General features: G+C 68.1%; 9 protein-coding genes and 1 pseudogene. 6 read left to right on the forward strand and 4 right to left on the reverse strand.

Features of this window, described 5'->3' with window-relative positions:
• Positions 1–749 precede the first annotated feature (749 nt).
• The 3 genes from J8M51_RS00005 to J8M51_RS00015 all read left to right on the forward strand — a co-directional run bounded on the left by J8M51_RS00005 (position 750) and on the right by J8M51_RS00015 (position 4,386).
• On the forward strand, positions 750–1,823 hold the full coding sequence (locus J8M51_RS00005; RefSeq protein WP_086755229.1) for a GDSL-type esterase/lipase family protein: 1,074 nt from the start codon (positions 750–752) through the stop codon (positions 1,821–1,823).
• Positions 1,824–1,860: 37 nt separating this feature from the next.
• Complete coding sequence (locus tag J8M51_RS00010; RefSeq protein WP_086755230.1) at positions 1,861–2,913, forward strand: glycoside hydrolase family 5 protein; 1,053 nt, start codon at positions 1,861–1,863, stop codon at positions 2,911–2,913.
• Positions 2,914–3,126: 213 nt separating this feature from the next.
• Positions 3,127–4,386, forward strand: a complete 1,260-nt coding sequence (locus J8M51_RS00015) for a poly(ethylene terephthalate) hydrolase family protein (RefSeq protein WP_256964414.1) — start codon at positions 3,127–3,129, stop codon at positions 4,384–4,386.
• 569 nt (positions 4,387–4,955) lie between these two features.
• Here the strand turns inward: J8M51_RS00015 and J8M51_RS00020 are convergent.
• From J8M51_RS00020 to J8M51_RS46420, 4 genes and pseudogenes are all read right to left on the reverse strand, one after another.
• Positions 4,956–6,494: a family 43 glycosylhydrolase gene (locus J8M51_RS00020; RefSeq protein ID WP_086755232.1), complete on the reverse strand. Its 1,539-nt coding sequence runs from the start codon at positions 6,492–6,494 to the stop codon at positions 4,956–4,958.
• Positions 6,495–6,513: 19 nt separating this feature from the next.
• Positions 6,514–8,223 carry a right-handed parallel beta-helix repeat-containing protein gene (locus J8M51_RS00025; protein ID WP_256964415.1) on the reverse strand — a complete coding sequence of 570 codons (1,710 nt, stop codon included), beginning with the start codon at positions 8,221–8,223 and terminating at the stop codon, positions 6,514–6,516.
• A gap of 196 nt (positions 8,224–8,419) precedes the next feature.
• Complete coding sequence (locus tag J8M51_RS00030) at positions 8,420–8,674, reverse strand: poly(ethylene terephthalate) hydrolase family protein (RefSeq protein ID WP_256964416.1); 255 nt, start codon at positions 8,672–8,674, stop codon at positions 8,420–8,422.
• Between the two features lie 115 nt (positions 8,675–8,789).
• A pseudogene (locus J8M51_RS46420) lies at positions 8,790–9,464 on the reverse strand (dienelactone hydrolase family protein); the annotation flags it as partial.
• A gap of 1,894 nt (positions 9,465–11,358) precedes the next feature.
• Here J8M51_RS46420 and J8M51_RS00040 point away from each other — a divergent pair.
• The 3 genes from J8M51_RS00040 (at position 11,359) to J8M51_RS00050 (ending at position 14,505) form a co-directional block, all read left to right on the forward strand.
• Positions 11,359–12,420, forward strand: a complete 1,062-nt coding sequence (locus J8M51_RS00040) for an arabinogalactan endo-1,4-beta-galactosidase (protein ID WP_256964075.1) — start codon at positions 11,359–11,361, stop codon at positions 12,418–12,420.
• Positions 12,421–12,524: 104 nt separating this feature from the next.
• The gene (locus J8M51_RS00045) at positions 12,525–13,607 is read left to right on the forward strand and encodes a rhamnogalacturonan acetylesterase (protein WP_256964076.1); all 1,083 of its coding nucleotides are present in this window, start codon (positions 12,525–12,527) and stop codon (positions 13,605–13,607) included.
• A 34-nt stretch (positions 13,608–13,641) separates the two neighbouring features.
• Positions 13,642–14,505 carry an SGNH/GDSL hydrolase family protein gene (locus J8M51_RS00050; protein ID WP_086753319.1) on the forward strand — a complete coding sequence of 288 codons (864 nt, stop codon included), beginning with the start codon at positions 13,642–13,644 and terminating at the stop codon, positions 14,503–14,505.
• Positions 14,506–14,567: the final 62 nt, after the last annotated feature.

The following is a 14,567-nucleotide window of genomic DNA, read 5'->3' on the forward strand; positions in this document are numbered from 1 at the left end:
CTCGCAGAGCCGAAGCCACGAACCGGACAAGCTTCGAGCGCCAGACTTCGACAGAGTCCTTGACGCCGTCTCAGCGGCTTCCTACGCTCCCGTGGGAGCGTTCCCATGCCCGCCAGAGTGAACGATCACCTTCTTGCGTCGACACCGCCCCGTTCACTCGGCACCCCCACGCATCGGAGTTCACCTTGACCAATACACATAGGCACCCCGCTCTCACGGCGTACCTGTGGAGAGCGCCGAGCCGCTCAACAGGCCCGTTGCTCTGCGGCATGCACACCGCCGCCGGCGCGTTGGGCTTCTCCGCATTCGCCGGACTGCCACAAGCGGCCGACATCGCGACCTGGCGGCAGGCGGAACGACTCGACCACGGACTCACCCGTACCCACGACGGCAGGGAAGCCGTCTCGCCCACCACGGACAGCCGAGCCTTCGCATCTACGGCACACCGCACGAGACCGAAACGTACATCTCCATGCTCCGCCACGACACGCAGTACAGCACCGCGCTGACCTGTCGGAGCACCACGCACACCCATTGGCCTCGCCCTGCCGTCCATACCCCCTGAACACGCAGCGACCTGACAGTGGCGGGCGGACGAAGCGGCCTGCACCGCGCCGGCCCCGACTCGTCCGCCGACACCGGTGGCACGGATCCGGCACTGCGGCGACACCTGCCGGACGCGCCCGCGACCGGTCACCGGCCGCACCCACATCTCCGAACGGCACCGCGCTCATGCAGGAAGGGAACTCATGCGCAGAACCTCGCACCCACCACTGTTCCGGATCCTCCTGACCGCGCTCCTGCTCGCGCTCGGCACGGCCCTCGCGCCGTCGGCCACCGCCGCCCCTGCCGCGGCCCCCGTGCGCATCATGCCGCTGGGTGACTCGATCACCGGCTCGCCGGGGTGCTGGCGGGCCGTGCTCTGGAACCGTCTTCAGAACACCGGTTACAGGAACATCGATTTCGTCGGCACCCTCAAGCAGCAGGGCTGCCCGCAGGCGCTGGACGGCGACAACGAAGGCCACGGTGGCGAGCTCGTCACCAACGTGGCGAACCAGAAACTGCTGCCGGGCAGGCTTGCCGCCACGCATCCAGACATCGTTGTCATGCACTTCGGCACCAACGACGTGTGGAGCAGCATCTCCCCCGACACCATCCTCGCCGCGTACACGAAGCTGGTGCAGCAGATGCGGGCGTCGAATCCGGACATGAAGATCCTCGTCGCCCAGCTGATACCGATGAACCCCTCGGGTTGCGCCGATTGCGGCCGGCGCGTGGTCGCCCTCAACACGCGGATCCCCGGCTGGGCCCGGGCAACCAGCACGAGCCGTTCCCCGGTGACCGTCGTCGACCAGTGGACCGGTTTCAACACCTCCTCCGACACCTACGACGGCGTGCACCCGTCCGCTTCCGGCAACGAGAAGATCGCCGCGCGCTGGTATCCCGCCCTCACCGCCGCCCTCGACAAGAGCGTGCCAGGAAGCCCGGGCGGCGACCCCGCCTGTGCGGCGAGCTTCCGCGCCGTCTCCTCCTGGCAGGACAGCTACCAGGGCGAGGTGACGGTGACCAACGCCTCGGCATCCCGTGTCACCGGCTGGACCGCGACCGTCGTACCGGCCGGGGGTGCACACCTCACCCAGGTGTGGAACGGCAGCCTCGGCACCACCACCGCCGACGGCAGGACCAGCGTCGGCAATACGACCTGGAACGGCGCGCTCGCCCCGGGCGCCAGTACCACCTTCGGTTTCACCGCCGGCCCACTGACTGCGGCCGGTACCCCCTCGGCCGCCGTCAGTTGCACGGCACAAGCCGCTCTGTCCTGAACACCCCGACCCCGTCCCCGTCGCAAGGGAGTCCTCCATGAAATCCCCCACCCGCGCCTCGCCTCGCGTGGCCGTCGTCATAGCCGCCCTCCTAGGCCTGCTCGCCCCCCTCCTCGCTCTCGGCACTCCGGCGAGCGCCGCGCCCACCGGCTTCCGGGTCCAGAACGGCCGGCTGCTGGAGGCCAACGGCCGCGATTTCGTCATGCGGGGCGTCAACCACGCCCACACCTGGTACCCGAGCCAGATCAGCTCCATCGCCAACATCAAGGCCAAGCGCGCCAACACCGTCCGCGTCGTCCTCGCCAACGGCGACCGCTGGACCCGTAACAGCGCGGCCGACGTGACGAACATCGTCTCCCAGTGCAAGCGCAACCGGCTCATCTGCGTCCTGGAGGTCCACGACACCACGGGCTACGGCGACCAGAGCGGGGCGACCACCCTCGCCCGCGCCGCCGACTACTGGATCAGCGTCAAGAGCGCGCTGGTCGGCCAGGAGAGCTACGTCATCGTCAACATCGGCAACGAGCCGATCGGCAACAACAACGCCTCGCGGTGGACCGCCGACACCAAGGCGGCCATCCAGAAGCTGCGGGGCGCCGGGTTCAACCACACCCTCATGGTGGACGCGCCGAACTGGGGCCAGGACTGGTCCAACATCATGCGGGACAACGCCGCGTCGGTCTTCGCCGCCGACCAGGACCGCAACACCGTCTTCTCGGTCCACATGTACGGCGTCTACAACACCGCCGCGAAGGTCAACGACTACCTGAACCGCTTCGTCGCGGCAAAACTACCCCTCGTCGTAGGGGAGTTCGGCTCCAACCACAGCGACGGCAACCCCGACGAGGACGCCATCATGGCCGCGGCCCAGCGCCTCGGCATCGGCTACATCGGCTGGTCATGGAGCGGCAACGGCGGCGATGTGCAGTACCTCGACATGGTGACCGGCTTCGACCCCAACCGGCTCAGCAGCTGGGGTCAGCGCTTCTTCAACGGCGCGAACGGTATCGCCGCCACCTCCAAGGAGGCCACGGTCTACGCGGGCGCCGCGCGCGGCACCTCCCCCGCCTCCGCACGGACCGCGCACTGATCCGTGCCCTGTACGGCAATGGCCTGTCATGCGCGCGCCATCCATGACCCATTCGCCGACCCCACTCCCCCAGTCACGACCAGTCCATGGAGGAAGACAACGATGCATCCCAGTGTCTCCACCGCCCCTGTGCCCAAGGGCACCCGGGCCGGCAGGACCAGACTCCGAGGGACCGGCAGGACGGTCAGGTTGCGGGCAGCCGTGGTCGGGGCCGTGACCGGTCTGATTGCCGCACTGATCGCGATCCAGCCGGCCTCGGCCCGGCCGGCGGCCGCGCAGGACAGCCCCTACCAGCGCGGTCCGGACCCCACCGTGAGCAGCGTCGCGGCCCAGCGGGGCACCTTCGCCACCGCTGAGCTGACGGTGCCGCCCGGCAACGGCTTCAACGGCGGCAAGATCTACTACCCGACCGACACCAGCCAGGGCACCTGGGCCGCCGTGGCCGCCGTACCCGGTTACACCGCCAAGTGGGCGGCCGAGGGCGCCTGGATGGGGCCCTGGCTGGCCTCCTTCGGGTTCGTCGTCATCGGCATCGACACCAACAGCCCCAACGACTACGACACCGCCCGCGGGACCCAGTTGCTGGCGGCCCTGGACTACCTCACGCAGAAGAGCACGGTGCGCGACCGCGTCGACCCCAACCGGCTGGGCGTGATCGGACACTCCATGGGTGGCGGCGGCGCCATCAGCGCGGCCGAACGGCGTCCCTCGCTGAAGGCCGCGCTGCCGCTCGCGCCCTTCTCCCCGTCGCAGAACCTCTCCACGCTTCGGGTCCCGACGATGATCATGGGAGCCCGGGACGACGGCACGGTCACCCCGTCCTACCTCAACGGCCTCTACGGCGGCATGCCGACCGCCACACCGAGTGCCTACATCGAACTCACCAGCGGCAACCACGGCTTCCCCACCTGGGGCAACTCCAACGTGACCCGCCGTACGATCCCCTGGCTCAAGATCTTCCTCGACAACGACACCCGGTACACGCAGTTCCTGTGCCCGTCACTGCCGGACCGTACCGGCATCTCGCGCTCCCAGGTGAAGTGCGGGTCCGTACCCAGCGGCGGCGGCACGACCCCGCCGCCGGCGACCGGCGGCCAGGTCGTCGGTGCCGCCTCCGGCCGCTGCCTGGAGGTGCCCAACTCGTCCCAGACCAACGGCACCCAGCTCCAGCTGTGGGACTGCCAGGACCGGGCGAGCCAGAAGTGGGCACGCACGGACGCCGGGGAACTGCGCGTCTACGGCAACAAGTGCCTGGACGCCGAGGCCTCCGGCAGCTCCGCCGGCACCCGGGCCATCATCTGGGACTGCCACGGCGGACAGAACCAGCGCTGGAACGTCGGCGCCAACGGCACCATCAGCAGTGCCCAGTCCGGCCTGTGCCTCGACGCGAACAACGCCGGAACGGCCAACGGCACCCAGGCCATCCTGTGGACCTGCAACGGCGGCAACAACCAGCGATGGACCCTGCGATGACGAAGTCCTGAACCCGAGGCCCGAAAAACGTGGACCCGAAGTGCCGGCGAAGCCCGGCACTTCGGCCGTTGTGGCCCCACATCCCGGCGCCCCTCCCGGCGCCCCGGCAGGCAGCTGCCTCCTACCGCCGACGGCGGCGAACATCGTCAGGGCTCCGACGCCCCACAGGCGGTCAGCTCGATGGCTGGCGCCCGCGGTGGCGAACGAGACGTCGGCCGACCGGTTGGGCCGGCCGGCACCGCAGATGGTGCCGCCGCTGGCCAGGACGCCCGGCGGCCATGGCGTCTCCGGTGGCCTGGCCCGGTCGAGGACCCTCAGCAGGGGCACGTCCTCCCGGGTTCTCCCGCGCAGGCAGCCCTGGCGGCAGTCGGCCGATGGGGGCGAAGCCGAACCTCCCGTGACGCGAGGACACACTGAGCTGGACCGGGTCAGCCAGGCATGGTCTAGTGCCGGGGTGGCGCCGTCCGGCCATGCAGAACGGTGCCGCCGCCGAGGGACCGCTCCACAGGGAGCGATTCCCTCAGCGAGGGCACCGTTGGTGTGTACGACGTGACCGTCGAGGCCGACCGTCAGCCGGTCCGCACCAACTCGAAGTCGTCGGCGTACGCCCAGTTGCCGGGATTCGCGTCGGAGGCCAATCCGATCTGGATCGACCCGTTGGTCACGGTGATGCCGGAGATGCTGACCTTCGTCCAGTTGCCGATCGACTGGTTGATCGCGCGGTTCATCTCACCCGCGCCGAAGTTCTTGGCGAAGATGCTCGCCGACCTCTGCCCTCCACTGCTCCTCACCCAGGCCGCCACCGTGTACGTCCCGTTCGGCACGGTGATGTTCTGGTACATGGCGGCCTTGTAGGCGGAGGAGGACGACTGCGACAGCGCCCAGCGCCCGGTGTGTCCGCCAAGGCGGTTGCCGTTCGGATCGCTGCTGATGTTCGACGAGTTCGTCCAGCCAGCCAGCGTCTTCTGGGCTACCCGGTCGGCCTCCGCGCTGGGGTTAACGACGTAGTTGTTGCCACTCCCGACGGACCACGTGCCCGAGGCGGCGTCGACGTTCCACTGGTTCAGTGAGTGGAAGACCGGCGTCGTCCCGTCGAACGTCACCGGGACCCATTGGTTGTAGCCGATGCCGTTGCCCGCGAAGTCGCTCCAGCGATCGCCTCCGAACATGACGAACGATCCCGACGAACCGGTCACCTCGAACGCCAGGCCGGTCTGCGTCACATGCGAGAAGTCGGCCTCCGTGCCCTTCAGCACGAACTCCGAGGAATATCCGCTGTTGATCTTCGTCGACTTGATGCAGTACGTGTGGGACGCGTTCCAGCCGTGCAGATCGGAGGAACAGAAGTAGTACGTCCCGGCATGCTTGAACATCATGTTGCCCTCACGTCCGCCCGAGGAGCTGCTGTAGATCCGCGTGGCGTTGTCGACGTGCAGGTAGTCGGAGGAGCGCAGCGGGGCGACGTACAGGTTCGACCGGCCACTCTTGTTGCTGAAGATCAGGTAGGCCCGTCCGTCGTCATCGGTGAAGACCGACTGGTCGCCGGACATGCCGGTGCTGACGTTCCCGATGGTCGACTGCGTGCCCGCGCGGGTGAAATGGCCGGCCGGGGTGTTGCTCGTGCCGAACACGAGCCCGCTGTCGAGTTGCGAGACCAGGACGTATTTGCCGGTGTTGGCGTTGTGCGCGACTCCCACGCGGCCGACCCAGGAGGATCCACCGATGTCCGAGGAGGTCATCACGTTTCCCTCGAATTTCCAGTTCACCAGGTCGGTCGAGGAGTAGCAGGTGATCGCGTTGAACGAGGTGTTGCTGTTCTTTCCGCCGGCCGGGTTGTTGTAGTAGCTGACGGCTCCGTTGTATTTCACGCCGTACCAGTAGTACGTGTTGCCGACTTTCAGTACGCCTCCTCCCTGAGAATAGATCGGGTTCCCGGACGTGTCCTTCCAGAAGACGTCGTTCTGGAGAGCCGGGGCGGCGGCGCTCACCTGCTTCTGGGGCAGCGGAGAAGCGGTGCTCGTTTCCACGAAGTTGCCGAAGAAGGCGAGGGCGACCACGAGCGGGAACAGCAGTGCGGTGATCGTCCTCCGTAAGAGTTTTCGCTGCATTTCGGATCCTCCGCTTCGGTTATTCTCCACTCCGTTCGTTCAGCCTTCCTAGAGCGCGGGCGGCGCCGGCCCGGTACTCGAAGGCCCCGATGTCCGGCAGCCGGTTGTAGACCGCGGCCCCGGAGTAGTCGACGCCGCCGTTGTCGCTCACACTGATACCGGCGTCGACGGCCGGTGAGCCCGCGGCGACCCTCAGCGGCAGTGCCGCGTTCAGCGCCGGTCCCGAGGTGGCGTTGCCATAGGGGCCCGTGATGGTGCCGAGGAACCTCGGGTCGCCCCTGACCGCGCGGCGGTCGGAGGACGGGACGGGCAGGGTGGCGCCGCCGTAGAGGTTCGCGGTGTACTCGATGGTCGGGCTGGTGGTCAGGGAAGCGCCCGCCCTCGTGGAGTACAGGACGTTGTTCCACAGGTGGTAGGACGCCGACAGGTTGGCGCCGTAGCCGTAGATCAGGTAGTTGCTGCGGCTGTTGTGGATGGTGTTGTTGTAGACGTAGGCGGTGGTACCGCGGTTGGAGTGCAGGTAGATCTGGTACCGGCTGTTCCCCGAGATCACGTTGTACCGGACCCGCACGTCGCCGAAGTTGCGCCCGCACTGGCACAGCAGGATGCCGTCGCCGTTGTCGTGCACGAAGTTGCCCTGCACGACGATCTTCGTCGTGGCGTTGTCCGCGTCGATGCCGTTGGAGTCGGCGCCGCCGGCCTTCTTCTCGGTGCCGTAGACCTCGTTGTGCTGGATGGTGACGTCGTCGGCGTAGTTGGCCTCGATGCCGGAGGTGCCGGCCCGCTGGATCACATTGCGCTCGACCACACCGCCCCGGGTGTCGGTGATGTACACGCCGTTGGCGGCGTAGGCGGAGTCACCCTGGTAGATGTAGTTGTCGCGGATCACCACCTGGGTGTGCGGCGCGAACGCGGTGTCGGTGGCGCTGGTGCGTTCCCCCCACCCGGTGTGCACGGCGCCCGCGTTGGAGCCGGTGTACTGCTTGACGGTGATTCCGCCGAACGACGTGTTCCTGATGGTCGAGTTCGCCACCAGGACGTCGTGCAGGATGGTCGGCCGGCCGGGGCTCGCCGGATTGGCGGCCAGCCCGCGGAACACGATGCCGCCGGTGTTCTTGGAGCGGTCCCAGCCGGTCTTGAAGGTGATCCCCGGCTTGTTGTTGGCCGTGTCGCCGCTGATCCAGTTGTCCTCGCCAGTCACATCGCGCACATCCACCCCGTCGACGTGGAGGTGGTTGAGCTGACCGCCCGTGTCGCCGCTGATGCCGATGCCCCGCAGGTCACGCAGATTGGTGCCCGGCTGGCCACCGGCCAGCGGTCTGACGTTGGTCACCTGCAGGTTCTTTATGTCCCAGTACTGCTGGTTGTGCAGGCGCACCGCGTCGGCGACCTGTCCCGCGCCGTCGATCTGCGGCTTCGCGCCGGAGCCGTAGGCGTCGATCGTGATCGGCAGGCCGTCCGTACCCGAGCCCTTGGGCCACAACTGGCCGGTCCACTTCTGCCCGGCGTGCAGCAGGATCCGGTCGCCCGGACCGAACTTGGTCGCGTCGACCTTGGCGAGCGTGCGCCAGGCCGTGGCGGTCGTGGACCCGGCGGCGCTGTCATTGCCGTTCGCGGCGTCGACGTAGTACGTCGTCCCCGTGTCCGCCGCCGTCGCGGCGACCGGCGCGGCACCCAGCACGCCTCCCGCCAGCAGCAGTACGGCACTTGCCCCGAGCAGACGTTTCATGGCACACCACATCCCATAGGAGAGTTGATCGGAAGGCTTCTTCCGCTGTGCAGGAACAGGCAGGGTCTTTCCTTCGCATGCGCGAGGACGGCGTGTCGGCGGCGGTCCGGGAGCCGGTCCCACGCCGCGCCGACAGTCGTGAGGGACGCCAGGCAGGAGCCGCCGGACGTTCAACCACCCGTCGTACGACGGGTGGTCAACGACTCCTCGACGTCCCACCGGTGGTGCCGTCCGACCACGCACCGGGTGGTGGCGTGTAGGGGCACTTGCTGCGGTAGATCGAGATGCCCCTGGGGTCGGCCAGTTTCGGGCAGAGGAACTGGGTGTAGCGGGTGTTGTCGTCCAGGAAGATCTTCAGCCAGGGGATCACGACGCGCATCTCGTTGCTGTTGGGATGCGTGTAGTAGAGGTGATCGGCCCCGGCGATCTGCACGAAGTCGCTCGTGGTCAAGGCAGGCATGGTGGCGTACAGGCCGTTGAGGTAGGACGGTGTGACGGTGGGGTCCCCTCTGCCCGCCCATGACCATGGTGGGGACCTTGTCGGTGGACATGTTCTGTGAGGGCGAGAAGGGTGCCAGGGCCACCGCGGCCTTGAGCGAGGGCCTGTGCTCGGTGGCCCAGACCACGCCTCCGCCGCCCATGGAGTGACCGATCACGCCCAGCGGACCGGGATCGACACGGTCCCGTACGGGGCTCTTCTGGGTCAGGTAGTCCAGCGCCGCCAGCAACTGGGTGCCGCGGGCGGTGTCGAAGTCGTTGGGGCTGTTGGTGTCGATACCGATCACGGCGAAGCCGAACGAGGCCAGCCAGGGCCCCATCCAGGCTTCTTCCTTGGAGAACTTCGCCGTGTACCCGGGCACGATGGCCACCGCGCCCCACGTACCCAGGCTGGTGTCGGTGGGGTAGTAGATCGTCGCGTTCTTGAAGCCGTGGCCGGATCCCACGCTGAGCTGGGAGGTGGCGAACGGTCCGCGGCTTGCCGCGACGCTGGCCAGGGTCGGGGCGGGCCCGCGCTGGTAGGGACCGCCGGCGGCGGACGCGGACGCCGGTGGCAGCGTCAGCGCGGCCGCGACCAGCCCTGCCACCGCTGTCAGCGCCACCTTGACCATCGTCACCGGCCGCCGGACACGTAGGTCTCGCCGGTGGCTCTTTCCGGCGCTCTCCGGCGTCTGTGAAGGCATGACCGGTTGCCGCATCAGGCTTCTCCTTGCTTCTTGTACGGGGGCATCCAGGTGGGACATGGGAAGAGGAGCCGTCCGGCAGCGCGATCCCGGTGGGGGCGGGCGGGATGGCCGGGAGGCCTGTTTCAGGGTGTACAGAGGTCGGTTGGGTGCGGTCGGCACATCGTTCCCGGCGAGGAAGCTGGGACGCGGAGGCTGGGTTGCAGCCCGTGTCCTGCCGGCTGATGCCCTCGTGGCGCGGACGTCGTGATCAGCGGGACGATCCGTACTCTGACGCCGTCAGGAGTGCAGCAGATGCCCCATTGCTGGTTGCGGCGCAAAGCTGGACGACTTTCTCGCGTCAGCCGCCGAGCGGGTCGGCGGACAGCAAGGGTGCGCAGACATACTTCTGTTCGCGCGGACGCCACAGCCGGTCAGCGGACGTCGTTGTCGTTTGAGGCGCCTTACCTGTCGCGACGGGGTGTGTCGTAGGGCCGGCACACCTGGACGTCTCCCTCCCACCCAAGGACGGGGAGGTCGACGGACGAAGGCCTGCGGCAGAGCTGTCGCCCATGGGTGCTGTTCACCCCGACGACGTTGTCGTGCACGCAGGGACACCGGTGCGACAGAATCTGCCGGGTGCAGGTCGCCGCGACCATAGCGGAGTACTCGGCGGTGGTTTCGCCGATCTGAAACCCCTCCACTCCAGGCGCGGAACAAGCAGGTCGCCGGGGTATCCGGCGCACGGGTGCCCCTGGTCGGAGTTCCGAAGGCCGCGGTCGTTGCCGGCCACGGCAGGGCACTGTGGATGAACGCGTTTCTGCCGTCGCTGTCGCTGTCCGCGTAGGTAACGGCGACGGCGACGGCGACGGCTGAGTAATCGTCGCTCTGAGCGGCCAGTGCTCGAACGGCTGGTGCCACAGCGGCGGCGCTGCCGCTGATCATCTGACCGCACGACAAGGGCCGTGTTCGCCATCGGCGCGGCACGGTGCGGGGCTTCCCGCGTGAGTCGGTCACGGTGACCTCCGATGTGGGGATGAGTGAACGTGACGCAGGGCGGGAAAGCGAAAGTGATCGTTCACTCTGGAGGTGTGGGTACGCTCCCACATCGAGCGAGAGTAGGAATGCTCCGACCTATCGTCAAGGTTTTTGCCCAACCCAGCTGTTCGTTCATGTTCGATTGCGTCGGGTCGCGGTACCCCTCAGAACCGGCTCGCCCCCTCGTCCGAGCTCTCATATGCGTATCTGACCTGCATCCATGCCCCAAGTCCAGGCGGTCGAGCTGAGCCCGGTGCGCTCCTGCACCACGGGCGGTCCGAGACAGCCGAACAGCCAATTGACGAGTACCTGTTGACAGGTGGGCACCCGATAGGGAAGCTGCGTGATGCACCTCACGCTCACGGAGCAAGGGCTCTGACCTGCCGTCAGGTCTCCTGTGATCGTTCACAGTTCGTGGTCGACTTGGGGTCAGCGGTGTCCAGTTCGGTCGGCAGGGCGGCCAGACCGAAGTGTTTGGACCGCTGACGCCGCAGGGAAGCCGACAGCGCTGTGTCGCCACCTCAAATCCCTGGGGCCAGGACAGCTCTCCTCGCATGCGCGTCGTTCGCGAGCGCTGTCGCGCCCACCCTTGTCACATCGATGGAGGTTTGTCGCCACGACAGAGAGGTGGTTCGAGTCTGCGATGTGTCCGTGACAGCCGGCCCGCTGCGGCAGTGGGACTCTCATCGCGCGCTGAGGTGTGCGTTCACCGAGGTCGTCGGCCGCGCTCTCGGCCGGCGGTGAATCGGACGACCGGTCCCCGCTCACCGACGGAACGGCCTCGCGGCAGAACGGTGCCCGTCACCGCCTGCCGTCCCCCTGCTCCCCCGACCGTCCGCCCCACCCGCCTTACACCGAGAAAGCCTTCTCCCCGACCGCCCGTCGGCAGCCACGCCGCCTCTCGCGCAGTCGGCCGAATAGAAAGGACGTCCCGAGTATGTCCATGCCTTCCCCCCACGCTGCGGCCTCCTCCTGCATCAGTCGCCGGACCCTGCTCAGGGCCACCACCGCGACCGCCGGCGCGATCGCCACTGCCACCGCGTTCGCCGAACTGGAGACGCCCGCAGCGGCCGCGGCCGGTTTCGTCAAGGGCGTCGACATCAGCTGGGCGCCGCAGATGGAGGCGCGCGGCTACTCCTGGAAGAACGCGAGCGGGCAGACCCAGGACCTGCTGACGATCCTCAAGGGCTACGGCATCACCGGCGTGCGGTTGCGCACCTTCGTCAACCCGTCCAGCAGCCCGACCGACGGACACTGCGGCATCAACGAGGTCGCCGCCTTCGCCAAGCGGGTCAAGGCCGCCGGCATGTCGATCATGCTCGATTACATGTTCGGAGACACCTGGAACTCCGTCGGTGTGCAGAACCCGCCGGCCGCCTGGCGGAACATGAGCTACAGCCAGATGCGCACCGCGATGAGCACGTACGTGAACCAGACGATGACCGTCATGAGGAACAACGACGTCCTGCCCGCCTGGGTCCAGATCGGCAACGAGATCAACAGCGGGATCTGCCGCCCGGTCGGCACCGTCTCCAACGGCGCGCAGATGACGGGGCTGCTCAACGCGGCTTACACGGAGGTCAAAGCGGTGTCCCCGAACTCGACCGTGTGCATCCACCTGGCCCAGCCGCAGAAGTACGACGTGATGACGACGTTCTTCAGCCGCTTCGCCGCGAGCGGCGGCAAGTGGGACATGTCGGTGTTCTCGTCCTACGGCAGCGCCGACCTCGCCCCCGGGATCGTGGCGAACATGAAGAGGATCTCCGATGCCTACGGCAAACCGTTCCTGCAGAGCGAGTTCGGCGGCCGGGTGGACCGGGTCTCCGCCACCCAGGCCTCGATGGTCGCCTACATCAAGGCGCTCAAGGCCAACGGCGGACAGGGCATCTTCTACTGGGAGCCGGAGTGCATGTCCCCGTTCACCGGCTACAACATGGGCGCCTGGGACTCCTCCAGCAAGCGGCCCACCACGATCATGAACGGCTTCACCCAGGCCTGAGCGACCCCGTCGCTCCGCGGCCGGGGCGACTTCGGCACGCGGCGCGTCAGACCTCGCTCCGCCACGACCACGCCCACGAACTGCGACCAAGGACTGAGATGGTGTTGAACACGGCAGGACTCACCTCCGGTGGACATCGAGCCCGGCTGGGAACAGCGGGCCTGCTCGCCCTCGCGGCACTGGTCGGTACCGGTGCCGGACAGGCCGGTGCCGCCACACCGCGGGCGCTGCCCGCCAGCTGTTCCGGCACGTCGACCATCACGTGTCACTACGCGGTCGCGCCGGGCACCTACGACGTGACCGTCTCCATCGGCGGCGCCTCCGCCGGCCAGACCGCGATGTCGGTGGAGGCACGACGCGTGATGCTTCCGGCGACGAACACCGGGGCGGGGACCAGCACCTCCTACAGCTTCACGGTCGACGTACGCCAGCCCGAGGGCCAGCCGACCGGGCAGGGAGGCACCGGGAACCCCGGCCTGGACATCCGGTTCACGGGAACCCACCCCCTGGTCTCCGCGGTCTCGGTGCGACCGGCGACCCGCCCCCTGGTGGCCTATCTGGCCGGCGACTCGACCGTCTGCGACCAGCCGGTGGCCCCGTACACCGGATGGGGGCAGATGATCACGACCGCGGTGGGCCCTGGTGCGGTCATCGCCAACTACGCCGACTCCGGAGAGAGTTCCGGCAGCTTCCTGGCCAACCGCGCGCTCTTCCCGACGATGCTGTCCAAGGTCAAGACAGGCGACCTGGTCTTCATCCAGTTCGGACACAACGACAAGCAGACCACCGCCTCCGCCTACCGCAACAACCTCACCTCCATGATCACGCAGGTACGCGGCAAAGGCGGCGTGCCGGTCCTGGTGACCCCGCCCGTGCGCCGTCTGTTCAGCGGCGACAAGCTCACGGCGACGGCTCTGCACGTCAACGGCGTCGGCGCGAACCTGCCCGCCGAGATGCGCGCGGTGGGCACCTCGCAGCGGGTGCCGGTGATCGACCTGACCACCAAGAGCAAGGCGCTGGTGGAGTCCCTCGGTCCGTCCGCGTCCGCACAGTTGTACCTGCGCGCCGCCGCCGACGGCGTCACGGACAACACCCACTTCTCGCAGTACGGCGCGACCAGGATGGCCGGGCTGGTCCTCCAGGGCATTCAGGAGCAGCGGCTGCCCCTGACCGCCTACCTTCGCTGACGCGCGCACCGAGCCCGCTCCCGGAGAGGCCCTCATGAAGAGACTTCGCACCCTCCTCACGACCGCTCTCGTGATCACTTTGTCGGCGTTCGGCGTCCACGCCGCCTCGGCGGCCGAAAGCGTCGCGGCGCCCTGCACCGGCGCCTCGCGTGCCGCGGATCCGGCGGGGCGGGCCGCGGCCCAGCCGGTCACCATGTGGCTGGCCGGTGATTCCACCATGTCCAATCCCAGCGGGCGTTGCCCGGTCGGCTGGGGCAGCCAGTTCGACACGCTGTTCGACAGCGACGTCACCGTCAGGAACCAGGCGGTGGCGGGCCGCAGCATCCAGACCTGGCTGTACGAGTCGAACGTGAGCGGCACCAAGGGCACCGACGGCGAGTGCCGGCTCAGGTCCAACGCGTACTCGGCACGCTGGCAGGCGATGCTGAACGCCACCACCGGGATGAAGTCCGGCGACTACCTCTTCATCCAGTTCGGCATCAACGACACCGACCCTGCCTGCCCGAGGCACGTCGGCCGGCCCCGGTTCCAGCAGTTGCTGACCACGATGGCGCAGGCCGCCCTGGCCCGGGGAGCACACCCGGTCCTGCTCACCTCGGTCGCCGCCATCACCTGTTCCGGTGGGACGGCCACCAGGAACCGGGCCTTCGTCCCCCAGACACTCGCGGCCGGAGCAGCCACCGGGGCACCCGTCATCGACCTGGAAACGCTGAGCGTGACGCTCTACAACAGCCTGCGCTTCTGCCCGAACAACGGTGACTACGGGTCAGGCCCGTTGGGTGCCTTCTTCTGCAACGACCACACCCACTTCGAGACCTACGGCGCGCAGCAGATCGCCCGTCTCGTCGCCGACGACATACGGCGGAAGAGCCTCCCGCTCGCCGCGCACCTCACGTAGCCGTCTCCGCGGCAGCAACCCCCTTGGCTGTCTCCGTGGCCCCGCGACAGCGGTACCGGCCT

Source organism: Streptomyces griseiscabiei (assembly GCF_020010925.1).
In the GTDB taxonomy this organism is placed as follows: Bacteria; Actinomycetota; Actinomycetes; order Streptomycetales; family Streptomycetaceae; genus Streptomyces; species Streptomyces griseiscabiei.

What these genes read in the sequence shown, in the direction of transcription:
- J8M51_RS00040 (WP_256964075.1), top strand. Translation starts at nt 11,359, where the DNA reads ATGTCCATGCCTTCCCCCCACGCTGCGGCCTCCTCCTGCATCAGTCGC.
- J8M51_RS00005 (WP_086755229.1), top strand. Translation starts at nt 750, where the DNA reads ATGCGCAGAACCTCGCACCCACCACTGTTCCGGATCCTCCTGACCGCG.
- J8M51_RS00010 (WP_086755230.1), top strand. Translation starts at nt 1,861, where the DNA reads ATGAAATCCCCCACCCGCGCCTCGCCTCGCGTGGCCGTCGTCATAGCC.
- J8M51_RS00050 (WP_086753319.1), top strand. Translation starts at nt 13,642, where the DNA reads ATGAAGAGACTTCGCACCCTCCTCACGACCGCTCTCGTGATCACTTTG.
- J8M51_RS00025 (WP_256964415.1), bottom strand. Translation starts at nt 8,223, where the DNA reads ATGAAACGTCTGCTCGGGGCAAGTGCCGTACTGCTGCTGGCGGGAGGC.
- J8M51_RS00020 (WP_086755232.1), bottom strand. Translation starts at nt 6,494, where the DNA reads ATGCAGCGAAAACTCTTACGGAGGACGATCACCGCACTGCTGTTCCCG.